24 protein-coding genes are annotated in these 26128 nt (G+C 67.0%); 10 read left to right on the forward strand and 14 right to left on the reverse strand.

All coding sequences use genetic code 11. From position 1 onward, the window contains the following. Entirely contained in the window at positions 1-402 is a 402-nt protein-coding gene (locus OH686_RS15720) for a DoxX family membrane protein (protein ID WP_289533788.1), read from the reverse strand. Positions 403-499: 97 nt separating this feature from the next. Here OH686_RS15720 and OH686_RS15725 point away from each other — a divergent pair, with 97 nt between their 5' ends. Further along, positions 500-1372: a LysR family transcriptional regulator gene (locus OH686_RS15725; protein WP_289533790.1), complete on the forward strand. Its 873-nt coding sequence runs from the start codon at positions 500-502 to the stop codon at positions 1370-1372. Here the strand turns inward: OH686_RS15725 and OH686_RS15730 are convergent. The 4 genes from OH686_RS15730 to OH686_RS15745 all read right to left on the reverse strand — a co-directional run bounded on the left by OH686_RS15730 (position 1369) and on the right by OH686_RS15745 (position 5330). Continuing rightward, positions 1369-1491 (reverse strand): DUF2474 domain-containing protein, encoded by a 123-nt coding sequence (locus tag OH686_RS15730; RefSeq protein ID WP_192399617.1) that lies wholly within the window; start codon positions 1489-1491, stop codon positions 1369-1371. The two genes, OH686_RS15725 and OH686_RS15730, sit on opposite strands and share 4 nt — an antisense overlap. Continuing rightward, positions 1492-2496 carry a cytochrome d ubiquinol oxidase subunit II gene (gene cydB / locus OH686_RS15735; protein ID WP_137970854.1) on the reverse strand — a complete coding sequence of 335 codons (1005 nt, stop codon included), beginning with the start codon at positions 2494-2496 and terminating at the stop codon, positions 1492-1494. Next, positions 2493-3941, reverse strand: a complete 1449-nt coding sequence (locus OH686_RS15740) for a cytochrome ubiquinol oxidase subunit I (RefSeq protein ID WP_289533793.1) — start codon at positions 3939-3941, stop codon at positions 2493-2495. Before OH686_RS15740 ends, cydB begins: the two co-directional genes overlap by 4 nt. A gap of 264 nt (positions 3942-4205) precedes the next feature. Further along, a complete protein-coding gene (locus OH686_RS15745; protein ID WP_289533795.1) occupies positions 4206-5330 on the reverse strand; it encodes a methyltransferase in 1125 nt (374 codons plus the stop codon). Between the two features lie 293 nt (positions 5331-5623). Here OH686_RS15745 and OH686_RS15750 point away from each other — a divergent pair, with 293 nt between their 5' ends. From OH686_RS15750 to OH686_RS15760, 3 genes are all read left to right on the forward strand, one after another. After that, complete coding sequence (locus tag OH686_RS15750) at positions 5624-6613, forward strand: DctP family TRAP transporter solute-binding subunit (protein ID WP_289533797.1); 990 nt, start codon at positions 5624-5626, stop codon at positions 6611-6613. A gap of 71 nt (positions 6614-6684) precedes the next feature. Beyond that, positions 6685-7461 carry a ferredoxin--NADP reductase gene (locus tag OH686_RS15755; RefSeq protein WP_289533800.1) on the forward strand — a complete coding sequence of 259 codons (777 nt, stop codon included), beginning with the start codon at positions 6685-6687 and terminating at the stop codon, positions 7459-7461. Positions 7462-7709: 248 nt separating this feature from the next. Further along, positions 7710-9269 carry a TerC family protein gene (locus OH686_RS15760; protein ID WP_289533802.1) on the forward strand — a complete coding sequence of 520 codons (1560 nt, stop codon included), beginning with the start codon at positions 7710-7712 and terminating at the stop codon, positions 9267-9269. A gap of 46 nt (positions 9270-9315) precedes the next feature. On the opposite strand, the gene mscL is transcribed toward OH686_RS15760, so the two are convergent. From mscL to OH686_RS15775, 3 genes are all read right to left on the reverse strand, one after another. Continuing rightward, positions 9316-9726 carry a large-conductance mechanosensitive channel protein MscL gene (mscL, locus tag OH686_RS15765; protein ID WP_137970860.1) on the reverse strand — a complete coding sequence of 137 codons (411 nt, stop codon included), beginning with the start codon at positions 9724-9726 and terminating at the stop codon, positions 9316-9318. Positions 9727-9767: 41 nt separating this feature from the next. After that, positions 9768-10514: an EAL domain-containing protein gene (locus OH686_RS15770; RefSeq protein WP_289533806.1), complete on the reverse strand. Its 747-nt coding sequence runs from the start codon at positions 10512-10514 to the stop codon at positions 9768-9770. Positions 10515-10587: 73 nt separating this feature from the next. Then, positions 10588-10836, reverse strand: a complete 249-nt coding sequence (locus tag OH686_RS15775; protein ID WP_289533808.1) for an HP1242/YdcH family protein — start codon at positions 10834-10836, stop codon at positions 10588-10590. Between the two features lie 156 nt (positions 10837-10992). Between OH686_RS15775 and OH686_RS15780 the strand changes: the two genes are divergently transcribed. Continuing rightward, entirely contained in the window at positions 10993-11271 is a 279-nt protein-coding gene (locus OH686_RS15780; protein ID WP_289533810.1) for an HP1242/YdcH family protein, read from the forward strand. A 6-nt stretch (positions 11272-11277) separates the two neighbouring features. Here OH686_RS15780 and OH686_RS15785 read toward each other — a convergent pair whose 3' ends face one another. Then, positions 11278-11769 (reverse strand): GNAT family N-acetyltransferase, encoded by a 492-nt coding sequence (locus OH686_RS15785; RefSeq protein ID WP_289533811.1) that lies wholly within the window; start codon positions 11767-11769, stop codon positions 11278-11280. Between the two features lies 1 nt (position 11770). After that, complete coding sequence (locus OH686_RS15790) at positions 11771-12190, reverse strand: GNAT family N-acetyltransferase (RefSeq protein ID WP_289533813.1); 420 nt, start codon at positions 12188-12190, stop codon at positions 11771-11773. Between the two features lie 62 nt (positions 12191-12252). Here OH686_RS15790 and radA point away from each other — a divergent pair, with 62 nt between their 5' ends. Together radA and OH686_RS15800 are read left to right on the forward strand one after the other, a co-directional pair. Next, the gene (gene radA, locus OH686_RS15795; RefSeq protein WP_289533815.1) at positions 12253-13620 is read left to right on the forward strand and encodes a DNA repair protein RadA; all 1368 of its coding nucleotides are present in this window, start codon (positions 12253-12255) and stop codon (positions 13618-13620) included. Between the two features lie 111 nt (positions 13621-13731). Further along, positions 13732-13881 carry a hypothetical protein gene (locus OH686_RS15800; RefSeq protein ID WP_289533817.1) on the forward strand — a complete coding sequence of 50 codons (150 nt, stop codon included), beginning with the start codon at positions 13732-13734 and terminating at the stop codon, positions 13879-13881. A gap of 47 nt (positions 13882-13928) precedes the next feature. Here the strand turns inward: OH686_RS15800 and OH686_RS15805 are convergent, their stop codons facing one another. Genes OH686_RS15805 through OH686_RS15815 form a run of 3 tightly spaced genes read right to left on the reverse strand, consistent with a single transcriptional unit; the run spans position 13929 to position 17656 of the window. Continuing rightward, on the reverse strand, positions 13929-14300 hold the full coding sequence (locus tag OH686_RS15805) for a PilZ domain-containing protein (protein WP_289533818.1): 372 nt from the start codon (positions 14298-14300) through the stop codon (positions 13929-13931). Next, positions 14293-16485, reverse strand: a complete 2193-nt coding sequence (locus tag OH686_RS15810) for a hypothetical protein (protein WP_289533819.1) — start codon at positions 16483-16485, stop codon at positions 14293-14295. Before OH686_RS15810 ends, OH686_RS15805 begins: the two co-directional genes overlap by 8 nt. Next, a complete protein-coding gene (locus tag OH686_RS15815; protein WP_289533821.1) occupies positions 16472-17656 on the reverse strand; it encodes a DUF3142 domain-containing protein in 1185 nt (394 codons plus the stop codon). The genes OH686_RS15810 and OH686_RS15815 overlap by 14 nt, the downstream gene beginning before the upstream one ends. Before the next feature lie 153 nt (positions 17657-17809). Between OH686_RS15815 and OH686_RS15820 the strand changes: the two genes are divergently transcribed. From OH686_RS15820 to yjiA, 3 genes are all read left to right on the forward strand, one after another. Then, positions 17810-19876 carry a carbon starvation CstA family protein gene (locus OH686_RS15820; RefSeq protein WP_043308944.1) on the forward strand — a complete coding sequence of 689 codons (2067 nt, stop codon included), beginning with the start codon at positions 17810-17812 and terminating at the stop codon, positions 19874-19876. Between the two features lies 1 nt (position 19877). After that, positions 19878-20081 carry a YbdD/YjiX family protein gene (locus OH686_RS15825; RefSeq protein ID WP_043308942.1) on the forward strand — a complete coding sequence of 68 codons (204 nt, stop codon included), beginning with the start codon at positions 19878-19880 and terminating at the stop codon, positions 20079-20081. A gap of 85 nt (positions 20082-20166) precedes the next feature. Then, on the forward strand, positions 20167-21156 hold the full coding sequence (gene yjiA / locus OH686_RS15830; RefSeq protein WP_289533825.1) for a GTPase: 990 nt from the start codon (positions 20167-20169) through the stop codon (positions 21154-21156). 30 nt (positions 21157-21186) lie between these two features. Here the strand turns inward: yjiA and OH686_RS15835 are convergent, their stop codons facing one another. Continuing rightward, positions 21187-26028 carry a M10 family metallopeptidase C-terminal domain-containing protein gene (locus tag OH686_RS15835; protein ID WP_289533827.1) on the reverse strand — a complete coding sequence of 1614 codons (4842 nt, stop codon included), beginning with the start codon at positions 26026-26028 and terminating at the stop codon, positions 21187-21189. Between the last annotated feature and the right edge of the window lie 100 nt (positions 26029-26128).

A 26128-nucleotide genomic window follows, 5' to 3' on the forward strand; every position in this document is an offset into this window, starting at 1 on the left:
TCACCGCTTGAGGGCCAGGCGGCCGTCGCCCAGCAGCACATGCGCCAGCGAAGCGCCGGCCAGGAACAGCGGGTATTCCCAGCCGCCACCGGCATTGCTGAACACCCAGCCGTTGGCCGCGTGTACCCAGATGGCCCCGAACAGGATCGGCAACAGGGCGAGGGAGACCCAGCGGCCCTGCAGGCCCAGCAGGATCAGCAGGCCGCCGAGGCTCTCGGCCAGGATCAGTGGCCAGGCTAGGGCCCCGGGCAGACCGGTTTCGATCAGCCAGGCGCTCAGCCCGGCGGCGCCATAGGTCAGCAGCTTGAGCAGCAGGCCGTGGCTGAGCCACATGCCGGCTAGGGTTGCGCGCAGGAGCAGCAGGCCGAGGTCGGGGCGAGCGGAGAGGGTGAGTGTGGACATGGCGACTCCCGAGTTGGTGATGGATGGCCAGTCTGCGCTTTGCATGGATGCCTGAAAATTTGCAGTATCTGCACTTCTGTTATGCGGAAATGCACAGATGGATTGGAGTGATCTGCAATTTTTCCTGGCGGTTGCCCGGCATGGCTCGCTCAGTGGCGCCGCTCGCCAGCTCGGGGTCAACCACAGCACTGTGCTGCGCCGGCTGCAGCACTTCGAACAGGGATTGGGGGTCGCCGTGCTGCAGCGCCAGTCCGGAGGCTATGTGCTGACTCCGGCCGGGGACGAGCTGATGGCGCGCCTGGGCGGCTTGGACGAGCAGATCAGTGGCGCCGAGCGCCAGGTGCGCGGGCTGGAGCAGCAGATCCGCGGCCACATCCGCCTGACGTCCACCGACACCCTGTTTACCAGCCTGCTCACCCCGCTACTGGCCGATTTCCAGCGCCAGCACAGCGCCGTCAGCCTGCAGCTGGTCAGCCGCAATGAGTTCCTACGCCTGGCGCCGCGGGAAGCGGACATGGCGGTGCGCGGCACCCACGAGCCGCCCGAGCACCTGCTGGGACGCTGCGCCGGACGCATCCAGACCGCGCTCTACGGTTCGCGCGACTACCTGGCGAGGACGGGTGAGCGGCCCCTGGCCGAGCACCTGTGGGTTGGCCTCGATGAGTCGCTGGGGCATCTCAGGCAGGCCGGCTGGCTGTCCGAGCATGTGTCCACCGAGCAGGTGGTGGCGCGCAGCGACAGCCTGGTCGGCATGCTGCAGTGCGTGCGCCAGGGCATGGGGCTGGGGCTGCTGCTCTGTCCGCTGGCCGAGGGCTGCGCAGAGCTGGTGCGGCTGGCGGAGCCGCGGCCTGAGCTGGATACGCCGATCTGGATTCTCACCCACCCCGACCTGCGCCGGGTGGGGCGTATCCGCGCGCTCTCCGACTTCCTCTATGAACGCCTGAGCAGAGATCCCCGCCTGGCCCACTAGGCCAGACCCATGCCCCACTTGATGGCGTAGGCGAGGATGCCCACGGCCAGCACGCCGCCCAGCCAGAGGGCGGCGAACCAGGCCAGGCGCTGGGCCAGGGGTGGTTTGCTCTGGTTCATCTAGTGGTACCCCTCGCCGACGACCACCTTGCCGCGGAACACCCAGTAGCTGTAGGCGGTGTAGATCAGGATGATCGGCACCATCATGACCACGCCGACCAGGGCGAAGGCCTGGCTGCTGGCGGGCGCCGAGGCCTCCCAGATGCTCACCGATGGCGGGATGATGTTCGGCCACAGGCTGATGGCCAGGCCGGCGTAGGCCAGGGCGATCAGCGCCAGGGTGAGCACGAACGGCTGCCAGTCGATCTTCAGGTGCACGGCGCGGACGATGCCGAGAACGGTCACCGCCACCAGGGTCGGCACCGGCATGAAGTAGAACAGGTTGGGCAGGGTGAACCAGCGCTGGGCGATACTCTCGTGGGCCAGCGGCGTCCAGATGCTCACGGCGGCGATGAACAGCAGCTGCAGGCAGGTCAGCGGCAGCATCAGCTTGTACATCTTGTGGCGCAGCTTGCCCTCGGTCTTCATCAGCAGCCAGGCGCAGCCGAGCATGGCGTAGCCGACCACCAGGCCGGCGCCGCAGAACAGCGGGAAGGGCGCCAGCCAGTCGAACGGGCCGCCGGCGAAGGCGCGGTTCTCCACCTTGATGCCCTCGATAAAGGCACCCAGCACCACGCCCTGGGCGAAGGTGGCGACGATGGAGCCCCAGATGAAGGCGGCGTCCCACACATGACGGGTGCGCTTGGCCTTGAAGCGGAACTCGAAGGCCACGCCGCGGAAGATCAGCGCGATCAGCATGATCACCAGCGGCAGGTACAGCGCCGTGAGCACCACCGAGTAGGCCAGCGGGAAGGCGGCGAACAGCCCCGCGCCGCCCAGCACCAGCCAGGTCTCGTTGCCGTCCCAGATCGGCGCCACGGTGTTCATCATGGCGTCGCGCTCGTCCTTGTCGCGGAAGAACGGGTAGAGGATGCCGATCCCCAGGTCGAAGCCGTCCATCACCACGTACATGAAGATGCCGAAGGCGATCACCCCGGCCCAGATCAGCGGCAGGTCGATGCTCATGGGCGTTTCTCCTCGTTGCTCAGGTTGTCGACGCCTTCGTCATCCACGCTTTCCGCGGAAGCGGACAGCGGGCGTGCCGGCGTACGGCTATGGCCGGGGCCGCCGTGCTCGGCGATCTGTGCGCTGATCAGGCCCAGCACCGGACCCTTGCGCATCATGCGCAGGAGGTAGGTGATGCCGACGCCGAACACGGCGAAATACACCACCACGAACAGCACCAGCGACACGCCCATCTGCGTGGCGCTGTGGTTGGAGGCGGCATCTGAGGTGCGCAGCAGGCCGTAGATCACCCAGGGCTGGCGGCCCACTTCGGTGGTCACCCAGCCGGCCAGCAGGGCGATGATCCCGCTCGGGCCCATCAGCAGCATCAGGCGCTGGAAGCCCTTGGTCTCGTAGACCTTGTCGCCACGGCGCAGCCACAGGCCGAGCACGCCGCAGAGGATCATCAGCAGGCCCAGACCGACCATCACGCGGAAGCTCCAGAACACGATCAGCGCATTCGGCCGGTCTTCCGGCGCCCATTCCTTGAGGCCCTTGATCTCGCCGTCCAGCTCGTGGGTGAGGATCAGGCTGGCCAGGCGTGGCACGCCGATGGCGTATTTGGTGGTCTCTTCCTGCATGTCGGGGATGCCGAACAGCAGCAGCGGCACGCCCTTCTCGGTCTCCCAGTGACCCTCCATCGCCGCCACCTTGGCCGGCTGGTACTTGAGGGTGTTGAGGCCGTGGAAGTCGCCGATCACGGCCTGGATCGGCGCGACGATCAGCGCCATCCACAGGGCCATGGAGAACATCATGCGGGTGGCCGGATCGCGCTTGCCCTTGAGCAGGTGCCAGGCCGCGGTGCCGCCGACCACGAAGGCGGTACTGAGGAAGGCAGCCACCGCCATGTGCGCCAGGCGATAGGGGAAGGACGGGTTGAACACAATGTCCCACCAGGAATCCGGGGTGAACACGCCGTCGACCAGGGTGAAGCCCTGCGGCGTGTGCATCCAGCTGTTCGAGGAGAGGATCCAGAAGGTCGAGATCAGCGTGCCGATGGCCACCATCAGGGTGGCGAAGAAGTGCAGGCCGCGGCCGACCTTGTTCAGGCCGAACAGCATGATCCCCAGGAAGCCCGCTTCGAGGAAGAACGCGGTGAGCACCTCGTAGGTCAGCAGCGGGCCCATGATGCTGCCGGCCGCCGTGGACAGCTGGCTCCAGTTGGTGCCGAACTGGTAGCTCATCACCACCCCGGAGACCACGCCCATGCCGAAGGTCACGGCGAAGATCTGCAGCCAGAAGCGGTAGAGGTCGTAGTAGACCTCCTTGTTGGTCTTCAGCCACAGGCCTTCGAGCACGGCCAGGTAACTGGCCAGGCCGATGGAGATGGCGGGGAAGATGATGTGGAAGGAGACGGTGAAGGCGAACTGGATGCGTGCCAGTTCCAGTGCATCGAGGCCGAACATGAATGGCCACTCCGGAGATTGATCTGGGTCAATCATCCGCGCTCTGCCGCTGCGGTCGTAGCCGGCGGATTGTCGCACTGGGCAATTTGTCGCAGTGACTCGGCGGCGCGTATCCGCAGGAGGGCAGCGCTACGGCGAGCGGGGTGAGCCTGCGTTGCCCGCTGCCCCTCACCCCAGCCCTCTCCCGGGGGGGAGAGGGGGGCGTTCGTGCATATGCCCATAGGGCGAAATGGAGCCCGTGTGCTATCCCGGATTGCATCCGGGCTACTTGGTGGCCTTGAGCACCACGAACTTGGGATTCGCCGCGACCTGCTCAACGCCGCGGAACAGGCGCTTGAGCTTGGCGTGGTAGCTGAGGTGGCGGTTGCCGACTATCCACAGCTCGCCACCGGTGACCAGCGCCGCGCGGGCCTGCTGGAACATGCGCCAGGCGAGGAAGTCGCCGACCACCTGCTGCTGGTGAAAGGGCGGGTTGCACAGCACCAGGTTGAGCGAGTCGGCCGGCTGGTCGGCCAGGCCGTCGGCGGCACGGAAGGTCGCCGCACGCTCGCCGAGCGCCGCACGCCAGTTTTCCGCGGCGGACTGCACGGCCATGTAGGACTCGTCCACCAGGGTCAGTTCGGCCGCGGGGTTGGCCAGGGCGTAGGCGATGGCCAGCACGCCGTTGCCGCAGCCCAGGTCGGCCACGCGCTGCGCCACCAGGCGCTTCGGCAGATGCGGCAGGAAGGCGCGGGTGCCGATATCCAGGCCCTCGCGGCAGAACACATTGGCATGGTTGATCAATTCCAACGCCGGCTTGTCGAGCCGGTAGCGGGTCGGGTAGGGCGAGGTCGGCGCCGGTCTGGCTTCGGCCGTGGCCGTCAGCAGGCGCGCCTTCTTCACCGCCAGCGAGGCTTGCAGCGGGCCGATGTACTGCTCCATCAGATCCCCCGCAGTGCGCGGCAGGTGCTTGATCATGGCGCCGGCGATCACTTTGGCTCCGGGCGCCAGCTGGCCGTGCAGGCGGATCAGCTGCTCTTCCAACAAGGCTAGGGTCTTGGGTACGTGCAGCAGCACCAGGTCAAACGGGCCCTGCACGGTCTCGCTGGCCGGCACGAAGCGCACGCTGTCGGCGGGCAGGCCATTGCGCGCCAGGTTCTTCTGCAGGGCCAGGTAGCCCAAGTGCGAATCACCACTGCTGGTCACCCGGCAGTGCGCGGCCAGCGAGCAGGCCAGGGCGCCGAAGCCGTCGTTGAGCAGTAGCACGCGGCTGTCCGCCGCCAGGCCCAGTTCGTGGACATGGGCGAGCAGGTACTCGTCGGCGGCGTCGAAGGCTTGCAGCGGCTCGTTGGCCATCTCCGGCTGGCGGATCAGGTCGAGCTGGGCGAAGGGCGTGGCGAGAGTCGGCATGGCGGCGGGATCGATAGGCGGGGCAGGCGGCATTGTCCTAGATGCATAGGGAAATGTCTCGAAGTGAGAAACAGGCGGCTTGTGACTCCAAGGTGCAATCCGGAGAATATGCAGTCACTTGCCGCCGCCGAAGTTCCGCAATGGGTGGCATGTCCAACAACAAATCGGATGGCCGCGCGACCTGAGCGCAGGCACCGTCCGAACCTCCGGCCCCAGTGGCCGCACAAACCAAAACCATCATTCGCCCCGCAAGTCTTGCGGGGTGCCGCTATTGCATTGCCGCAAGGAAGTTCATGAAGTACCTGTTCGCTGCCTGTCTGTCGCTTTCCCTGTTGTTCTCCGCGCCGCTGCGCGCCGAGGCCCAGCCGATCCTGATCAAGTTCTCCCACGTGGTCGCCAACGACACGCCCAAGGGCCGCGGCGCCCTGCTGTTCCAGCGCCTGGTGGCGGAACGCCTGGGCGGTGCGGTGAAGGTCGAGGTCTACCCCGACTCCACGCTGTTCGGCGATGCCGACGAAATGGCCGCCCTGCAGCGTGGCGAGGTGCAGATGCTGGCGCCCTCGGTGTCCAAGTTCGAGGCCTACACCAAGCAGCTGCAGGTGTTCGACCTGCCGTTCCTGTTCGATGACCTGGAGGCGGTCAAGCGCTTCCAGCGCCGCGAGAAGAGCCGCGAGCTGCTGCGCTCCATGGCCGGGCAGAACATCTACGGCCTGGCCTTCTGGAACAACGGCATGAAGCAGCTCTCCGCCACCCGCGAGCTGCGCGCGCCGGTCGATGCCAAGGGCCTGGCCTTCCGCATCCAGGCGTCCAGCGTGCTGGAGGCCCAGTTCGCCGCCCTCGGCGCCCAGGCCAAGCGCATTCCCTTCGGTGAGTCGCTCAAGGCGCTGCAGGCCGGCACCGTGCAGGGCACCGAGAACGCCTGGTCGAACATGGCCGCCACGGGCTTCGACAGTGCCCAGCCGTTCATCACCGAGACCAACCACGGCTCGCTCAACTACATGCTGATCAGCAGTTCGTCGTTCTGGCAGAGCATTCCCTACGCCACCCGCAGCGAGCTGGAGGCGATAGTCGAGGAGGTCACCACCCAGGTGAACAAGGACGCCGAGCAGCTCAATCGCCAGGGCCGCGAGCAGCTGGTCGGCGCCGGTCGCGCCCGTGTCATCGCCCTCAGCAAGGACGAGCGCGCCGCCTGGCGGACCGCCATGCAGCCGCTGTGGAAACAGTACGAGGCAGAGATCGGCGCCGACATGCTGCGCGCCGCGCAGACCGTCAATCGCCGCTAATCCCTGCTAACTGATGGTGTTTGTCCGGCGCTCTTTGCGCGAGACTGCGCGTACGTGAAGAAGGGAACGCCATGACCGCCAGCGAAGAGAAGTTCACCCGCCAGACCCTCACCGACGTGCGGGTCTGGTCGCCCAGTCTGTTCAGCTTGACCTGCACCCGCGACGCCGGTTTTCGCTTTCGCGCCGGGCAGTTCGTGCGCCTGGGCGTGCGCAAGGCCGACGGCTCGGTGGTGTGGCGCGCCTATTCGGTGGTCTCGGCGCCGCATGACGAGTACCTGGAGTTCTTCTCCATCGTGGTGCCCGGCGGCGAGTTCACTTCCGAGCTGAGTCGCCTCAAGGCCGGCGACGAGTTGCTGGTGGAGAAACAGGCCACCGGTTACCTCACCCTCGACCGCTTCCCGGATGGCCGCGACCTGTGGCTGATCGGCACCGGGACGGGGCTGGCGCCCTTCCTGTCGATCCTGCAGGACTTGGAGGCCTGGCAGCGCTTCGAGCGTATCGTGCTGGTGTACAGCGCCCGTGACCGTGGCGAGCTGGCCTATCAGGAACTGATCGCCGAGCTGCCGCAGCGCGAGTGGCTGGAGGGGGCCGGACACAAGCTGACCTACGTGCCGGTGGTGACCCGCGAGCGGGTGCCCGGTGCGCTCGATGCGCGGGTCACCACGCTGATCGAGAACGGCGAGCTGGAGCGCGCCGCCGGTCTGGAGCTTGCGCCCGAGCATTCGCGCATCATGCTCTGCGGCAATCCGCAGATGATCGAGGACACCCGCGCGGTGCTCAAGGCGCGCAACCTCAACCTGGCGCTGACCCGTCGCCCCGGGCAGGTGGCGGTGGAGAACTACTGGTAGAGCGGTTCGCGCCGCACCGTTAAGAATTGGTAACTTTTTCCCGCTTAGGAATGGGCGGTCGTGCCGTTAGGATGGCCGTCCCTTTTTTCACCTGCGGAACCCATGGACAGCGACTGTTGCCAGCCACCCCCGAGTGGCCACCCCTCCCTCGACGCCTGCGCGCGTCTGCTGCTGAATTCACCTGAACGATACGCCCTGCGCCACGTCTACCGTGCCTGCGCTGCGTCGACGCCTGCCCGGAGGAAAGCATGATCTTCGAATGGATGGCCGACCCCACCGCGTGGCTCGGCCTGCTGACGCTGATCGTCCTGGAGATCGTCCTCGGCATCGACAACCTGGTGTTCATCGCGATCCTCGCCGACAAGCTGCCGCCACACCTGCGCGACCGTGCGCGACTGATCGGCCTGAGCCTGGCGCTGATCATGCGCCTGGGCCTGCTGGCCAGTATTTCCTGGCTGGTGACCCTGACCGAGCCGCTGATCGAGGTGTTCGGCAAGAGCTTCTCGGGGCGTGACCTGATCATGCTGTTCGGTGGTGTGTTCCTGCTGTTCAAGGCCACCATGGAGCTGCACGAGCGCCTCGAGGGTCGTACCCATCAGCCGGGCGGCAGCCGCACCTATGCGCTGTTCTGGCCGGTGGTGGCGCAGATCGTGGTGCTCGATGCGGTGTTCTCCCTGGACGCGGTGATCACCGCCGTGGGCATGGTCGAGCACCTGGAAGTGATGATGATCGCCGTGATCGTCTCCATCGGCCTGATGATCGTCGCCAGCAAGCCGCTGACCGCCTTCGTCAACGCCCACCCGACGGTGATCATGCTGTGCCTGGGCTTCCTGATGATGATCGGCTTCAGCCTGACCGCCGAAGGCCTGGGCTTCCATATTCCCAAGGGCTACCTGTACGCGGCCATCGGCTTCTCCATCCTCATCGAGGCGGCCAACCAGTTGGTGCGGCACAAGCGCAAGCGCCAGCTGCAGGACGGCCGCGGCCTGCGCGAACGGACCGCCCATGCGGTGTTGCGCCTGCTCGGCGGCAAGGTCGAGGCCGACGAGGTGGGCGAGGAGATCGCCGATATGCTGGAGGGCGGCGCCGGTGAGGCGGCGCTGTTCGACCGCCGCGAGCGGGTGATGATCCGTGGCGTGCTGGGCCTGGCCGAGCAGTCGATCAAGACGGTGATGACCGACCGCATGCAGGTCGACCATATCGACCTGGCCCATGCCCCGGAGCAGATCCGCCAGGCTCTGCTGGAATCGCCGCACTCGCGCCTGCTGGTGATTCGCGGCGGCCAGGTGGACGAGCCGCTGGGCTTCGTGCACAAGAAGGAGCTGCTCAAGGAACTGCTGCAGGACCAGCAGCCGGACATCGAGAGCCTGCTGCGCCGGCCGCTCAACCTGCCGGACAGCTGCGCGGTGCTCGGCGCCCTGGAGCAGATGCGTGAGGCCCAGGCCCACGTGGCCTTCGTGGTCAACGAGTTCGGCGGCTTCGTCGGCCTGCTGACCCTGACCGACATCCTCGAGGCCATCGCCGGCGAACTGCCGGATGCCAGCGAGGTGGACGGCCCGGACATCGAACCGGCCGGCGCCGGCTTCCGCGTCAGCGGCGCGCTCAACCTGGCCCTGCTGCGTTCGCGCATCGGCCTGCAGGCCCAGGCTACCGAGGACTACCAGACCCTCGCCGGCCTGGTGATGAGCCTGCTCGACCGCCTGCCGGTGGTGGGCGACGAGGTGCGCTACGCCGGCTGGTGCATGCGTGTTGACGAGGTGCACGAGCGGCGGGTCAGCCGCCTGTTGCTCACTCCCGAGCCGCAGTGAAAATGAAAACGGCGCCCGCGGGCGCCGTTTTTCTTTGTCCGGGTGCCTACTGCTTCTGCTGGTTCTTCAGCAGATCGCGAATCTCCGTCAGCAGCACTTCCTCCGGCGTCGGTGCCGGCGGCACGGTCGGCGCTGCGGCTTCCTCGCGCTTGAGCTTGTTGATCACCTTGACCCCCATGAAGATGGCGAAGGCGACGATGACGAAGTCGAGCACGGTCTGGATGAACTTGCCGTAGCTCAGCACCACGGCCGGGATATCACCCTCGGCGGCCTTGAGGGTGATGGCCAGGTCGGAGAAGTCGACCCCGCCGATCAGCAGGCCGATCGGTGGCATGACCACGTCGCCGACGAAGGAGCTGACGATCTTGCCGAAGGCGGCGCCGATGATGATACCGACGGCCATGTCGACCACATTGCCCTTGACCGCGAAGGCCTTGAATTCACTGAGGATACTCATGTTTCACTCCCTGGGTTTCTGGTTATGACGGCAAGTGTACCCTAGGCCGGGTAGTGCACCTCGGGCAGCGACTCGAAGCCCGGCTTGGCCAGCAGATAGCCCTGGAACAGGCCCACGCCCATCTGCCGCAGGCACTCGAGCTCGCCCCGGGTCTCGATACCCTCGGCGATCACCTCGATGCCGAGCCGGCGGCACATGTCGAGCACGCTTTCGACCAGGACCTGGCGCACCCGGTCCCCGTCGATGCCGCGGATCAGGTCCATGTCGAGCTTGATCAGGTCGGGCTGGAAATCGGCCAGCAGGTTGAGCCCGGCATAGCCGGCGCCGAAGTCATCGATGGCGGTCATGAAGCCCTGGGCCCGGTAGGCGCGCAGGATCTCGGTCAGGTGCGGAATGTCCAGCACCTGCTCCTGCTCGGTGACCTCGAAGATGATCCGCTCCAGCGGGAACCGGCAGCGTCTCGCCGCCTCCAGCGTGGCGCGGATGCAGGTCTCCGCGCGGTAGACCGCGTTGGGCATGAAGTTGATCGACAGCCTGGCCGGCAGTTGCAGGCGGGCGGCCCACTCCACGGCCTGGATGCGGCAGCTCTGGTCGAAGGCGTAGCGGTTGTCGGCGTCGACTCGTGCCAGCAGGCTGCCGGCCGATTCGCCGGCGCTGCCCCGAACCAGCGCCTCGTGGGCGAAGACCAGGCCCTGGCGCAGATCGACTATGGGTTGAAAGGCCATGCTGATAGGGAAGTCCAGCCCCTTGCCTTCGCGGCAAGCGGAGCAACCTGGATTCGAGGTCATGGTCGAGCGTACTCCTGGTCGGCCGAGGTGGCTGAAGCCGGCTGCGCTGGCCGGCTCGCTTTTGCGAAAGGTGTCAGGCGCCGTTGGCCTTGCGCAAGCGCTCGGCGATCTGGTCCTTGAGTTGTACCCGTTCGTTCTTCAGGGCATGCAGGGCCAGGTCGTCCATGGCCTGGCGGCCGTCTTCCACTTCGTAGATGCGCTTGTCGAGGGTCTCGTAGTGCTGCGCCAGCTGGGCGAAGTGCGCATCCGTGGCGTGCAGGGCCTGCAGTTGCTGGCGGTATTCGGGGAATTCGCGGGCCAGTGGGTGGTGTTCGAGCGGCATAGGGGGCACTCCCAGTGGTGACGTGTCTGTTCAGACTAGCTCAGGGCCGCTGCCGGCGTAGCTCAGGCGGCGGACGGTCGCCGCGGCTTGATCCGGGTCAATGGCCGGGCGAGGCTGCCCGGCTAGGCTGGGTCATCTGTTTCAGGAGCCGAGCCCATGCATGTCGAACACCATCCGTTGACCCAGGACTTTTCCGAGCTGCGCGCCGAGCTGCAGCGCCTGCGCCGCGACGATCAGCGCTTCGCCCAGCAGGCCGAGGAATACGAGGTGCTGGACAAGCGCATCTGCCGAGTCGAGGAGGGCATCGAGCTGCTCGACGACGCCTCCCTCGCTCGCCTCAAGCAGGCGCGCGTGGCGCTCAAGGACGATCTGGCGCGCCAGCTCAAGCGCGCCGCCGGGCAGTGCTGCGGTTGCGGCAACGCCTGCGGCGGCTAGATTGGCTCAGTGCAGCGGCGGATTGACCAGGTAGCTGATCAGCTCGGGGTCGTCCTCCGGCCAGACCTGCCGTGAACCCAGTGGCAGCTCGGCGAGTATCTTGCGCCAGAAGGCCGCGGCCAGTTCGTCCTGGCCATAGAAGCGCACCAGCCAGGTACCGCCCCGGCTCAGCACCTGCTGCGCCAGGGCGCGGCCGATGCCCTGGCGGCGGTACTTCTTGAGGATGAACAGGTCGGCCAGTTCCAGGGCGTCGATGCCCGCCAGCTCGCTGCGCTCGATCAGCAGGAAGCCGGCGATGAAGCCGTCCGCCAGGATCAGGCTGGCGCTCCAGTCCGCTTCCTGCCAGTAGCGTTGCAGGTGCGGCTCGTGGATATAGAAGCGCCCGTCGGCCTCCACCTCTTCCTCCTCCCAGTCCGACGACTCGTAGGCGTAGTACTGGTAGAGATTGGCGATCAGCGGCAGCTGGTCGGCAGTGGCGGGCACGAGTTCGATATGCATGTCAGTCCAGACGCTTCTTCAGGTGGTGGAGCAGGGTGCCACGGGGGCGGTCTTCTAGAGTGCCGAACAGTTGATAGCCCTGCTTCTCATAGAAGGCTCGGGCCTCCACCGTCTTCAGGTAGGCAACCAGGGCGCCCTGGCTGCGGCCATAGGCCTCGGCACGTTGCAGCAGATCGGCGCCCAAGCCGCGGCCGCGATGCTGTTCGGCCACCCACAGGGTATCGATCTCCAGGCCATCCCAGTAGGCATTGGCGAGAATACCGGCAATCAGCTCGCCGGCATCGTCGCGCAGGTTTATCAGCAGGGGCCGGTCGGCCGACTCGTCTGGTAGCTGCAGACGCTGCTGGACGAACTCCTGGAAGCGCTGCTGCAGCTCGGCGCTCTGGGCGGCGCTGGGGTGTTCGATGATTTCCTCATGCATGGTGGGCGATTCGTGGTGGCAAGGACGTTATTATCGCCGTTTTTCAGCGGGTGGAGATTTCCATGGCCAAGGCCAAGCGCATGTACGGCTGCACCGAGTGCGGCGCGACCTTTCCCAAGTGGGCCGGGCAGTGCGGCGAGTGCGGGGCCTGGAATACCCTGAACGAGACCATGATCGAGAGCGGCGGCGCCGCTGCACCGTCCGGGCGTGGCGGCTGGGCCGGGCAGCAGGCGCAGATCAAGACCCTGGCCGAGGTCAGCGTCGAGGAGGTGCCGCGCTTCTCCACCGTCTCCGGCGAGCTGGACCGGGTGCTCGGCGGCGGCCTGGTGGATGGCTCCGTGGTGCTGATCGGCGGCGACCCCGGCATCGGCAAGTCCACCATCCTGCTGCAGACCCTGTGCAATATCGCCCAGCGCCTGCCGGCCCTGTACGTCACCGGTGAGGAGTCCCAGCAGCAGGTGGCCATGCGCGCGCGCCGGCTGGAGCTGCCGCAGGACAAGCTCAAGGTGATGACCGAGACCTGCATCGAGTCGATCATCGACGTGGCGCGGCGCGAGCAGCCCAAGGTGATGGTGATCGACTCGATCCAGACCATCTTCACCGAGCAGCTGCAATCCGCCCCCGGCGGCGTGGCCCAGGTGCGCGAGAGCGCTGCGCTCTTGGTGCGCTACGCCAAGCAGAGCGGCACGGCGATCTTCCTGGTCGGCCACGTGACCAAGGAAGGCGCCCTGGCCGGCCCGCGCGTGCTGGAGCATATGGTCGACACGGTGCTGTATTTCGAGGGCGAGTCCGACGGCCGCCTGCGCCTGCTGCGCGCGGTGAAGAACCGCTTCGGCGCGGTCAACGAGCTGGGCGTGTTCGGCATGACCGACAAGGGCCTCAAGGAAGTCACCAACCCCTCGGCGATCTTTCTCACCCGCGCCCAGGAGGCGGTGCCCGGCAGTGTGGTGATGGCCACCTGGGAGGGCACCCGACCGATGCTGGTAGAGGTGCAGGCGCTGGTCGATACCAGCCATATGGCCAACCCCAAGCGGGTGACCCTGGGCCTGGATCAGAACCGCCTGGCCATGCTCCTGGCCGTGCTGCACCGCCACGGCGGCATCCCTACCTATGACCAGGACGTGTTCCTCAACGTGGTCGGCGGGGTGAAGGTGCTGGAAACGGCGTCCGACCTGGCCCTGATGGCCGCGGTGATCTCCAGCCTGCGCAACAAGCCGCTGCCGCACGACCTGCTGGTGTTTGGCGAGATCGGCCTGTCCGGCGAGATCCGCCCGGTGCCCAGTGGCCAGGAGCGCCTGAAAGAGGCGGCCAAGCACGGCTTCAAGCGCGCCATCGTGCCCAAGGGCAATGCGCCCAAGGAGGCGCCGGCCGGCCTGCAGGTGATCGCGGTGACGCGCCTGGAGCAGGCGCTGGACGCGCTGTTCGAGTGATGCCCCTGCGGCGCCCTGTCGCTGGTGCCGGCAGGGCGCGCTTGGCGCAGATCAATCTTTGCGTCACACAGGAGGAGGAACATGGGGCCATGTTCATAACGGAGATTGCCCATGTTCCTGTTCTTCGATCTGTTTGCCAGAACCCTCAACTACGAGCCGGGAAGGCCCAGGGATAGCATCGAGGAGCGCCGTGAGGCGAGCATCGGTGTGCGGCGGGTGCAGGCGCGGCGCCAGAAGCTCGGCACGTTGCGCCGAGGCTGATAAACGAAGGGCGCCCATGGGCGCCCTCTTTTCATGCCACGCCGGCGTCAGTCTTCCTCGCCCAGGGCGGCCAGTTCGCGCTCCAGCAGGCTTTCGTCGCCCAGGTTGAGTTCGACCAGGCGGCGCAGGTGGCTGATGGAGTCCAGGTCGATATGCCGGCAGACGAAGCCGAGCAGCTCGTCGCGGGTGCGGGTCAGTACCACTTCCATCTGCAGGCGGGTGTCGGCATCCAGGCTGATGCTGGCGATGAAAGGCTGGTCGGGGTCACCGTTCCAGTCGCGCGGGCGCTTGACCAGCAGGCCCTTGAGCGACACATCGTGCAGCGCAACCGTCCAGCGCCGCTCGCCCTGGGTGAGCTCGGTGGCGGCGTCGAAGGCGATGCGCTGGAAGCGCCGACGCTCGGTGGTTGTATCACTCATGACGGGTTTCCTCTGCGGTTTTATCCACTATAGCCAAGGCACGTCGCCGGCGCTGCCAGTAGATACCTGAGGCGAGCAGTGCCAGCAAGCCCAGCGGCAGCCAGAACTTGAACGGCCGCAGGGCCTGGCGCACGTTCCGTTCACGCTCCTCCCAGAGCCGCTGGCGGGCGCCGGCGAAATCCGGCTCCTGGCAGTCGAAGCCGAAGTTCGCCGCCCACTCCACGTAGGGGCCCTGCTTTACATAGCGCTGGTAGTAACCCTGGGCGCCGGCGAGGTCGCGGTAGTTGATCCAGCCGCTGGCCTTGCACAGCACGGCGGCGAACGCCTGGCTGCTGGGTGGCAACAGGTCGGCGGCCTGATTGGCCAGGTCGGCGGCGACCCAGCGATAGTGGAAGCGCTGGTTGGGCTGCGCGGCATGGGTATTCTGCAGTCGCGCCTCGGCGGCGCTCAGCAGGCCGCCGGCCTGCACTGGCTGCGGTTTTTCCGGACCGTAATTGCCGCCGCTCCAGGCCATGTCGGGCGACAGCTCGTAGCCGAGCAGTTCCAGGCCCTGCTCGCGGGCCAGCTTGGCGGCGGCGTAGTAGCCCTCGGCACGGCCTATGGCGGTCCAGGCGTCCTCGGCCTGTGCGTGTGCCGCGGCGTAGTCGCGGGCGGCCTGCTGCAGCTCGGCGCTGGCAAAGTAGTGGGTGGCCTCGGCATGGCGCCCCTCACGCAGCAGGCGGCGGCCGAGCAGTTCGCGCAGGGCGGTGGCCGGCGGGCGGTCCCAGTAGTACTGCCGCTCGCCCTCGGTCAGCGGCGGGGCGGCCGCCACCCGTGCGTCCACATAGGCCTTCAGCTCGTCGGTGGCGAGCACCCGCTCGGCCACTTCGGCGGCGTCCTGCCAGTAGATGTCGCCGCTGCGGTAGAGCTGGTCGAAGGCCTCCAGGTAGTCGCCGCGCTCCAGTGCCAGGATGGCCATCTCGCCCTCGATGCGGCAGCGCGGCTTGAGCGCCTCGTGGTCCCAGCTCTCGGTGCGCCGCCAGCCCCAGTCCTCCTCGACGGGGAAGGCCTTGGCCGCCCGGGCGTAAGCCTGTACGGCGGCCTGCTTGTCGCCGCTCTGCAGGGCCAGCTTGGCGCGCAGCCACCAGGCCAGGCCGCCGTCGCCGGCCTGCTCGACGAAGCGCCGGGCACTGGCGTAGTCGCCCTGCTGGTAGCTGAGGGCGGCCAGGCGGTCGGCGAGCTGCGGCTGCAGGCTTTGCTCCTGCAGCAGTCGCAGCAGACGTCGGCTGTCCAGGTTCGGGCTCTCGTATTCGCCCACCCGGCTGAATAGCTGGGCCACCAGCAACTGCTGGACCTCCAGGCTGGCCAGCAGCGGCTGCAGCTCCTGGTCGCTCATCCGCTTGAGCTTCCAGCTCAATTGGCGCAAGGAGGTGTAGCCGGTGTTGGAGCCCTGGTGGGACTGGCTGGCGTAGAGGCGAATGGCCGTGCCCCAGTCGCCTTCGCTCAGGGCCAGGCGGGCCTCCTCGCCGAGGCTGGCGACACCCAGCTCCAAAGCGTCGTCGAGGCCGGCGATGCTCAGCGCACGGGTCTGTTGGAAGGCCTGGGCGGCTTGCTGGCGCAACTCGCGCCGGCGCTGCAGGGCGGCAGCTTCGTCCAGCACGGCGTCCGGAGCGCTGACCGCCAGCACGGCGAGGGCGCGACCGAGGGAGTAGGCGGCCCAGGTGCTGCGCAGCGGGCGTTCGGCGGCGGGCAGGGCCAGCACGCGCTGGAAGTAGTCGGCGGCCAGGGCCATATCGTAGTGGGCGAAGGCCACGGCGCCGGCGGTATACAGGCGCAGCTCGGGCGCCAGCTCGGCGCCTTCGGCCTCGGCCTGGCGGGCGTCGCTCAGGTCGCGCAGGCGGCTGACCAGGGCGAACTGCTCGGCGCCGAGCTGTTTCTGTTCGATCACCTCGCGGCTGTCGATGTAGCGCTGGTTGTCCTCGTCCCAGTAGGGCTCCAGGGTGGCTTTGCCGGCTTGGCCCAGGCCCGGGACGCCCTGCCCGAGACGGCCGATTTCGACGGCGAAGTTGCCTTCCGGCAGTTCGCCCAGGGCGCCGGCCCGGTCGGAGAGCAGGCGGTAGGGGAATTCCGGGCCGCAGGCCTGGGCGGTGCCGAGCGGCAGCAGCGCGCTTATGGCCAGGGCCAGCAGGGTTCTAGAACTGCACATGCATGCCTCCTTGATCGATCTGTGCGCAGCGTGCCCAACCCAGGGCCCGGTGCTCGCCGGCATCCAGCCGGCCGTCGCGCTGGCGCACGAAGGCCAGGCGCTCGGCGCTGCGCTCCAGGCGGTAATCGCCCACGGCGTCGGCCGCCGCGCAGGCCCGGGCGGGCAGCTCGATGCGATTGGGCAGCGGGCTGGCCAGGGTGCCGTTGTTGAACAGTTGCAACTGGCTGAAGCCGTCGTGCTGCTGGCGCTGCAGGGCCAGGGCCGGCACCAGGGGCTGGCCGCGCACCACCGCGAGCAGGGTGGGCAGCGGCCAGGCGCGGCGGTCGCCGGCCAGCGGCAGGCGGAACCAGATGATGCCGGCCAGATGTGCCGGCGGTTCGTGACGCAGATCGGCCAGCAGCTCGCTGACCTCCTGCGGATCAGCGCGCAACTCGCGGCGCGGGCCACCCTGGCGCAGCGGCGTCTCGCTCTCTACCTGGCCATCTGCGGTGAGGCCCACGCCATAGGCGGGCAGGGCCAGGTGGAAGGGTTTTTCGCTGCGCTCGCCGTAGCGCTCGGCCCAGTCCTGTGCCTGCTCGGGGTCGAATAGGCCGTCCTGCGGATCGCGCACCGCATGCACCTGCAGTACCGAGCTGTCGACGGCGGCCAGCACCTCGTCCAGTGCCGGGCTGTCCAGCCAGGCGGGCAGGGCGGTGATGCTCAGTCCGAGTTCGGGCGGCAGTTGCTGGCGCAGCTCGCGCAGCAGGGCGGCGTAGGCCGGCAGGCGCGCGGTGGCGCAGTCGTGGTCGAGCTCCAGGCCCTGCATGCGCAGGCCGGCGCTGCGCCAGTCGTGCAATAGACTGGCGATCTGCCGGCCGATCTCGGCGGAATCAAGCTGCGCCAGCTGGCCGTCCAGGCGCACCACGGCGATCAGCGGACGGTCGTCGCGCCGGAGCAGCTGTAGGTCGACGCGAGCGCGGCTCCAGCCGGCCTGCGGGTGGGCCTGCAGGGACAGAACGCGCAGGCTGGAGAAGTCGGCGTGGCTCTGCGCCAGGGCCTCGGCGTGGGCGGGGCGCCATTGGCGTTGCCAGATATACAGCTGCTGATCCAGCGGCGCGGCACGCTCCTCGGCGCAGCCGAGAAGGCTGGCCAGGAGCAGGACGATAACGGGGCGGTGAAGGTGATGAAGCATGCGGCGTAGCATCCTGGCGGTCGCCGAAAAGGGCGCTAGTTTACCCCCGTTGGCGGTGCGGAGATGCGTACTAGACCAAGGTCGAATAATGCAGGTGCCATCCAGCGTCTAAGCTTCAGCGGCAGCCTGTCTGTCCATTGGTTAGGAGTAATCATGAACAATAACAATAGCCTCCTGCGCCACCTGCCCTGGGCAGTGCTGGCAGTGGTGGGCGCCTGTGCCTTGGGAGTCGTGGCGCTGCGCCGCGGCGAAGCCATCAACGCCTTGTGGATAGTGGTGGCGGCCGTCTCCCTCTATCTCGTTGCCTACCGCTACTACAGCCTGTTCATCGCCACCAAGGTGATGCAGCTGGACCCGACTCGCGCCACCCCGGCGCTGCTCAATAACGATGGTCTGGACTATGTGCCGACCAACAAGCACATCCTCTTCGGCCACCATTTCGCTGCCATCGCTGGCGCCGGCCCGCTGGTCGGCCCGGTGCTCGCCGCGCAGATGGGCTACCTGCCAGGCACGCTGTGGCTGATCGCCGGCGTGGTGCTGGCCGGTGCGGTGCAGGACTTCATGGTCCTGTTCATCTCTACCCGCCGTAACGGCCGCTCGCTGGGCGAGCTGGTGCGCGAGGAGATGGGCCAGATTCCGGGCACCATCGCCCTGTTCGGCGCCTTCCTGATCATGATCATCATCCTCGCGGTGCTCTCGCTGATCGTGGTCAAGGCCCTGGCCGAAAGCCCATGGGGCATGTTCACGGTGATGGCGACCATCCCCATCGCGGTGTTCATGGGCGTGTACATGCGCTACATCCGCCCAGGGCGCATCGGCGAGATTTCGGTGATCGGCGTGGTCCTGCTGCTGGCCTCGATCTGGGCCGGCGGCCAGGTGGCGGCCGACCCGACCTGGGGCCCAGCCTTCACCTTCACCGGCGTGCAGATCACGTGGATGCTGATCGGCTATGGCTTCGTCGCAGCGGTGCTGCCGGTGTGGCTGATCCTCGCCCCGCGTGACTACCTGTCGACCTTCCTCAAGATCGGCACCATCATCGCCCTGGCCATCGGCATCCTGGTGGTCATGCCCGAGCTGAAAATGCCGGCGCTGACCCAGTTCACCGACGGCACCGGCCCGGTGTGGAAGGGCACCCTGTTCCCGTTCCTGTTTATCACCATCGCTTGTGGCGCCGTCTCGGGCTTCCACGCGCTGATCAGCTCGGGCACCACGCCGAAGCTGCTGGCCAACGAGTCGCACGCGCGCTACATCGGCTATGGCGGCATGCTGATGGAGTCGTTCGTCGCCATCATGGCCATGGTCGCCGCCTCGGTGATCGAGCCGGGCGTGTACTTCGCCATGAACAGCCCGGCCGCCGTGGTCGGCTCCGACGCCGCCGCCGTGGCCGCCACCGTCAGCAGCTGGGGCTTCGCCATCACGCCTGACGCGCTGGAAGCCGTGGCCAAGGACATCGGCGAGCACACCATCCTGGCCCGTGCCGGCGGTGCGCCGACTCTCGCCGTGGGTATCGCGCAGATCCTCCACAGCGTGCTGCCGGGCGAGAACACCATGGCGTTCTGGTACCACTTCGCCATTCTGTTCGAAGCGCTGTTCATCCTGACCGCGGTGGATGCGGGGACGCGGGCGGGTCGCTTTATGCTGCAGGACCTGCTCGGCAACTTCGTGCCGGCCCTGAAGAAGACCGAATCCTGGGGCGCCAACGTGATCGCCACCGCCGGCTGCGTGGCGATGTGGGGCTGGCTGCTGTACCAGGGCGTGGTCGATCCGCTGGGCGGCATCAACACCCTGTGGCCGCTGTTCGGCATCTCCAACCAGATGCTCGCCGGTATCGCCCTGATGCTCGGCAGCGTGGTGCTGATCAAGATGAAGCGTCAGCGCTACGTCTGGGTCACCCTGGTGCCGGCCTGCTGGCTGCTGATCTGCACCACCACCGCCGGCCTGATCAAGCTGCTCGACCCGAACCCGGCCGTCGGCTTCCTGGCCCTGGCCAAGAAGTACAGCGATGCTCTGGACGCCGGTCAGGTCCTGGCTCCGGCCAAGGACATCGGCCAGATGCAGCACGTGATCTTCAACGCCTACACCAACTCGGTGCTGACCGTGCTGTTCCTGTTCGTGGTGCTCAGCGTGCTGTTCTACGCGATCAAGGTCGGCCGCGCCGCCTGGATCAAGCCGGAACGCACGGACAAGGAAACCCCGTTCCAGCCGATTCCGGACGCCTGATATGTTCAATGACCTGAGTCGCATGGGTAAATACCTCGGGCAGGCCGCCCGCATGCTGGTGGGCATGCCCGACTACGACAACTATGTGGAGCACATGGCCAAGAAGCATCCGGACAAGCCGGTGATGAGCTACGAGGCGTTCTTCCGTGAGCGCCAGGAAGCTCGTTACGGCGGAGGGAAAGGACGGCCCATTCGCTGCTGCTGAACCCGGTAAGCTACCGCGCTTATCGAGGCAGGTTGTTACCCACGCGCCACGCCTAGTCGTGGCGCGTGTCTTTCTGGAGATCGCGATGTATCCCGAACCCATTCCCGTCACCGTGCTCACCGGCTTCCTCGGTGCCGGCAAGACCACCCTGCTGCGCCATATGCTGCAGGCCGAGCACGGCCTCAAGCTGGCGGTGATCGAGAACGAATTCAGCGACACGCCGATCGATGGCCAACTGCTCGGCGACAAGCCGGTGGAGCTGTTGACCCTGGCCAACGGCTGCGTCTGCTGCTCGATCCATGTCGAGCTGGAGAAGGCCCTGTACCTGCTGCTGGATAAGCTGGACGCCGGCGAGCTGGCCTTCGACCGCCTGGTGATCGAGTGCACCGGCCTGGCCGACCCCGCGCCGGTGGCGCAGACCTTCTTCGCCGACGAGGAGCTGGCCCAGCGCTACGTGCTCGACGGCATCGTCACCCTGGTCGATGCGGTGAACGCCGAGCGCCATCTGCAGGAGACCATCGCCCAGGCCCAGGTCGGTTTCGCCGACCGCATCCTGCTGAGCAAGACCGACCTGGCCAGCGCCGAACAGGTCGAGGCCCTGAGCCAGCGCCTGCAGCGCATCAATCGGCGTGCGCCGGTCCGCGTGGTCGAGCATGGGCGCATCGACCTGGCCGAGCTGCTGGATATCCGTGGCTTCAACCTCAACGCCGATATCGGCCCGGCGCTGACGCTGCGTCCGCTCAATCCGCGCCCGCTGACGCCCGCAGGGACCACGCCGGATCGCATCGCCACCTTGGTGCTGAAGAGCGAGCGGGCGCTGGATCTCGACAGGCTCAGCGCCTTTATGGAGGGCCTGCTGGAGCAGCACGGTAACGCGCTGCTGCGCTACAAGGGCGTGCTCAGCGTGGCCGGCGACGAGCGCCGCCTGGTGTTCCAGGGCGTGCTCGGCCTGTACGGCTTCGACTGGGACGAGCCCTGGGCCGCGGATCAGCCACGCGAGAGCGTGCTGGTATTTATCGGCGACAACCTGCCGGAGGAGCAGATCCGCGCCGGCTTCGCCGAGCTGCAGGCCTGAGCTCGGCGCCGATCCGGTCGTCGCGCCAGCTCAGCCGAGCAGGTCGTTCTGCGAGAACTCCGTGACCCCGAGCAGGCGGATGGTGAACTCCGCCGCGCTGTCGGCGTTGATGCTGCCGTACAGGGCGCCGTCGGCGAAACGCAGCTGGCCGGTGGCATTGGTGGCGCTGAAGTCCTGGTTGCCGATGAACTCGAAGGCCTCGCGGGCGGCGGTCAGCGGGTTGGCGTCCAGCGCCGAGAAGTCGATGCAGTCGCCCTCACCGCCATTGAAGCCGCTGATCAGGTCGGCCAGGTCGCCCAGGCCGAGATCGCTCAGCGAGGTAAAGACATAGCGATCCGCGCCGGCACCGCCATTCAGCTGATCGGCCCCGCTGCCGCCGTCGAGCACGTCGTCGCCGCCCCCTCCGTTGAGCACGTCGTTGCCGGCACCGCCGCGCAGGATGTTGTCGTTGGCGTCGCCGGTCAGGTTGTCGGCATGGTTGCTGCCGATCAGGTTCTCCAGATGGCGCAGCGAGTCGAAACCCGAGCCGCCGGTGTTCTGCGCCGCGGAGGTGGTCAGCCTGACCGTCACGCCGGCTTCGGCAAAGGCGTAGGACAGCGTGTCGACGCCGTCGCCACCGTTGATCACGTTATTGCCGCTGCTGGCGTAGATGGTGTTGTCCTGGGCATTGCCGGTGCCATTGGAGTTGCCGGGTGCGACGAGATAGAGCTCCTCGAGGTTGTATGACAGGGTGTAGGTGGAGGCGGTGCTGAACACCCGGTCGAAACCGGCGTTGCTGCCTTCCATCGCCCGATCGGCGGCGTCGTCGACGAAGTAGGTGTCCGAACCCTTGCCGCCGAGCAGCACGTCCACGCCCGTGCCGCCGTCGAGCACGTTGTCCCCGTCATTGCCGCCGATGATGTTGGCGAGGCTGTTGCCGGTGCCGTTGCGCGCCTGGCCGGTCAGCAGCAGGTTTTCCAGGTTGTCGCCCAGCACCCAATTGATGGACGACACGACGGTGTCGTGATCTTCGGCACCCGTGCCGTTCTCGAACAGGATGTCGCCGGGATTGTTGACCACGTACACATCGCTGCCTTCATAGCCCGCCATATAGTTGGCGCCCTCGTCACCCTCGAGGGTGTCGGCAAGGGGAGTGCCCGTGAGCTGGTCGATGCCATGGCCGCCGACGACCTTGTTGGCCGGGTACATGGAGATCGCGTCGGGGTCGTTGTTGTCGCCGGGGTTGCTGGTGTAGCCCAGGTCATTGGCGATGAAGTCGGCCAGGCGCTGCCCGATGATTTCGCTGGCATCGTCATGCATGTGCCAGACATCGTAATAATAGGTCAGCGGGTCCACTTCGTAGCGCATCGGCAGGTCGGTGTAGTCGACGGCGATCTTGATGTCGCTGCGGCCGGCGGCCATTTCCATCTGCGCCTGGCGGATGGCCTGGGTGCCGTCCACTACCTCGGCGATTTCCTCGCTGGTGAAGCCGCGCAGGTCGGCGCCCTGCTGCTGGTAGTCGCCGGTGAGCATCACGTAGAAGACCGCGTCCGGGGTTCCCAGCTGGGCCTTGAGGTAGTCGAACACCTTCAGCGTGTTGGCCTTGTACAGCTCGATTGCCGCGGTCTTATCCGAGGCGGCGGCGTAGGTCATGGCGTCGTCTTCGCCCTGTCCCCAGACCATGGCGAAGGTGACCGGGCCCTGGGCTTGGAGCGCTGCCAGCTGGCTGCCGAGATTGGCTACGGCATTCAGCAGCGCCTGTCCGGGCTGGTCGGTGTCGCTGTACCACCAGGACTTGGCCCGTTCCGCCTCGCTGGCCGTCGAGCTACCGGTGACCGTACTGCCGCCGACCGCGATGTCGATCGGCTCTCCCGCCGCGTCGGAGAACAGGCTCTCCACCCGATCGAAGTCGGTATAGAGCTTCAGCTGCTTGATCATCTCGGTGATGCCGGAGTCGTCATCCTCGCCCTGCATGCGCAGCGCGCGGGAGTTGGACTGACCCAGGGTGGGGATGAACAGGGTGGTCTGCGGGGTGGGATCGGCAAAGATGAAATCGGCTTCGCTCAGCGTGCCGATGTGATTGCCGTTGAGCGCCAGCTCGAAGGTGTTGCCGTCGGCATCCGGCTCGCGGGACTTGATCGAGGTCTTGGTGCCGGTTTCGTTGAGCGTCAGGTAGACGCTGTGGTTGTAGCCGTCGTCCAGACCGGTGATGCCCAGGGCCGACAGGTCGATCTTGTCCACGCCCACCGTGAAATCGGTAATGGTGTCGGCCGCGCTGATGTTGGCTGGGCCGTAGTTGCGAAAGCTGTCGAGCAGCTCGGTGAAGCGGAAGACGTCGGCGCCATCGTCGCCGGTGAGTACATCCTTGCCGGCGCCCCCATCGATGATGTCGTTGCCACCTCCGCCATTGATCTTGTCCGCACCGGCATGGCCGAGCAGCAGCTCGCTGGCATCGGTACCGTTCAGCACGTCGTCGCCGGGCGTGCCGACCGGTGTCGGCGGGGGCGGGGTGATGGTGCCGGGCGGTGGCGGTGGCGGGGTGACGAGGAACAGGTTGCTGCCGTTGAGCGTGTCGAGATGGTTGCCCTGCAGGGCCAGCTCGAAGCGGTCGCCGTTGGCGTCGGTTTCCAGTGAACGCAGGTAGGTGCGGTCGCTGGCGGCGCTGTAGCTGAGCGCCAGGGTGCCGTTGAGCCCGTTGCCCAGGCCGCTGAAGCCGAGGGCGCTGAGGTCGATGCGGTCGGTCGTGGGGTCGAAGTCGGTGATCAGGTCACAGCTCGGGCTGCCGTTGCGATAGCTGTCGTGCAGCGTGTCGAAGCGGAAGGTGTCCACGCCGTCGCCGCCGGTGAGGGTGTCGCGGCCCAGCCCGCCGACCAGCATGTCGTGGCCCGCTCCGCCCATGAGAGTGTCGGCGCCACCCAGGCCCAGCAGGGTCTCATTGGCGGAGGTGCCAAGCAGCAGGTCATTGCCTGCGCTGCCGTGCAGGGTTGGTGTGCCGGCGGGCGCTTCGTCTACCACCAGCAGGAAGCTGTTGGCGAGGCTGCCGCCGCGCCCGTCGCCGGCGCTGACCTTGATCTCATAGATGCCGGCATTGCCAAGTCCGGGTAGGCCGTTGAACGACAGCGTGGCGGCATCGAATCTCAGCCAGGAGGGCAGGGCCGTGCTATTGCCGAGGGTGGCCTTGTAGCTCAGCGTGTCGCCGTCGGGGTCGGAAAAGTTGCTAGCCGAGAAGCCGAAGGTGAATACCTGATTTTCCGTTATGGTCTGGTTCGGCAAGGCCTCGTGGAGAACCGGCGCCGCGTTGGGGGCTACGTTGCCATTGAACAGGATATTGGCGGAACTCAAGGTGCTCAGATGGTTGCCCTGGATGGCCAGCTCGAAGTAGCGGCCCTCGGCGTCGCTTGCCAGCGAGCTCAGGTAGGTACGGTCGCTGGCGCTGCTGTAGCTCAGGCGCAGGGTGCCATCAAGGCCGTTGCCGAGCGCGCTGAAGCCCAGTTCGGAGAGGTCGATGCGGTCCAGGGCGGCATCGAAGTCAACGATATGGTCGCTGAACGCGCCGCTGCCGGTGCGATAGCTGTCCGCCGACGCCGCGTAACGGAAGATATCTGCGCCGCTGCCGCCGGTGAGCGTGTCGCGTCCGGCGCCGCCGACCAGTACATCGTTGCCTGCGCCGCCGGCCAGAGAGTCGTTGCCGTCCAGGCCGAGCAGGCGTTCGTCGGCCTCGCCGCCGGCCAGCCTGTCCCTGTCCTCGCTGCCGACGACCTGAACCAGCAGTTCGTGGCTGGGGTCGCTGGACAGCCGGCTGTCCGCTGCATGCAGCAGGGCCTGGCCGCTGAGCATCGCCTCGATCTGGTTGGCGTAGACGCCGGTGGCGTGGCTGCCATCGGCGACCTCCAGCACACCGTAAGTGGAGCCGGGGCCGCCGCTGATCAGGTTCTGCTCGATGAGGTTGTGGCTGGATACGACCGTAATACCGCCGCTGGCATCGGCCTCGACCAGGATCTCCGGCCCCGGGCCCGACTGGGCGTTGCCCTGCAGCTGGTTGGCGATGATCTGGTTGTGGCTGGCGCCGGAGAGCAAGATGCCCGGGCCGCCGTTGCCGCCGATCAGCGCGCCTTCCACACGCACCTCGCTGGCTTGCTGCAGCGCGATGCCGGCCTGCCCGTTGTCCTGCAGCTCGCCGCCGAGAATCAGCAGGGGCGAGTCCGGCTGCGTGTCGGCGTCGCCGGTGACGAGCAGGCCATTGGCACCGTTGGCGAAGGCATCGTTGTTGGTGAAGGTCAGGGCCGAATGGTGCGTGTCGAGGGCAAAGCCGTTGCCGTCGTTGCCGTAGGCCTGGTTGTCGGCATAGTAACCACTATTTGAGTCCCGGCTGACGAAGCCGTCCTGGCCATTGCCATGGGCCACGCTCTCCTTGATCAGCAGGTGCGAGGTCTGGCCATCGACACGAAAGCCGCTCCCCGATACGTCGCGAACCTCAACCCGCTCGATGCTCAGATTGCCGCTGATGCCGGCTGTGCTGGCGGCGAGGTGCCAGCCGTTGACTTCGCCGCTGCTGTTGCCGCGATTGCCGTCGAGGCTCAGGTCGCTGATGCCGACGCCCTGCAGCACTTCCCCGGTGGGCGAGCCGATCATGCCCAGGAGGGGCAGGGCGGAGCCGTCCACCAGTTTGAGCACGGTGCTGCCCATGCCGGCACCAATCATGTCGACCTGGCTGTGCATGGTCAGGCAGTTGCCGGCCCCCGTGCCATCGCCGCTGATCCGGTAGACCCCCTCCGGCAGGTAGACCACACCGCCTCCCGCGGTGAAGGCGGCATCGATGGCCGCCTGAATGGCCGCAGTGTCATCGGCGACTCCATCGCCCAGTGCCCCGTAAGCCTTCGCGTCGAAAACCATGGTTCAGTCCCCCCGGCTAATCCCCCGCTTGGTAATAGCGGTTCGGATTGAAAGGGAGATGGTTTAAGGCCTTTCCGGCGGGGTGGCGACGACCTTCCGT

Source organism: Pseudomonas sp. SO81 (genome assembly GCF_030374125.1).
GTDB lineage: Bacteria > Pseudomonadota > Gammaproteobacteria > Pseudomonadales > Pseudomonadaceae > Aquipseudomonas.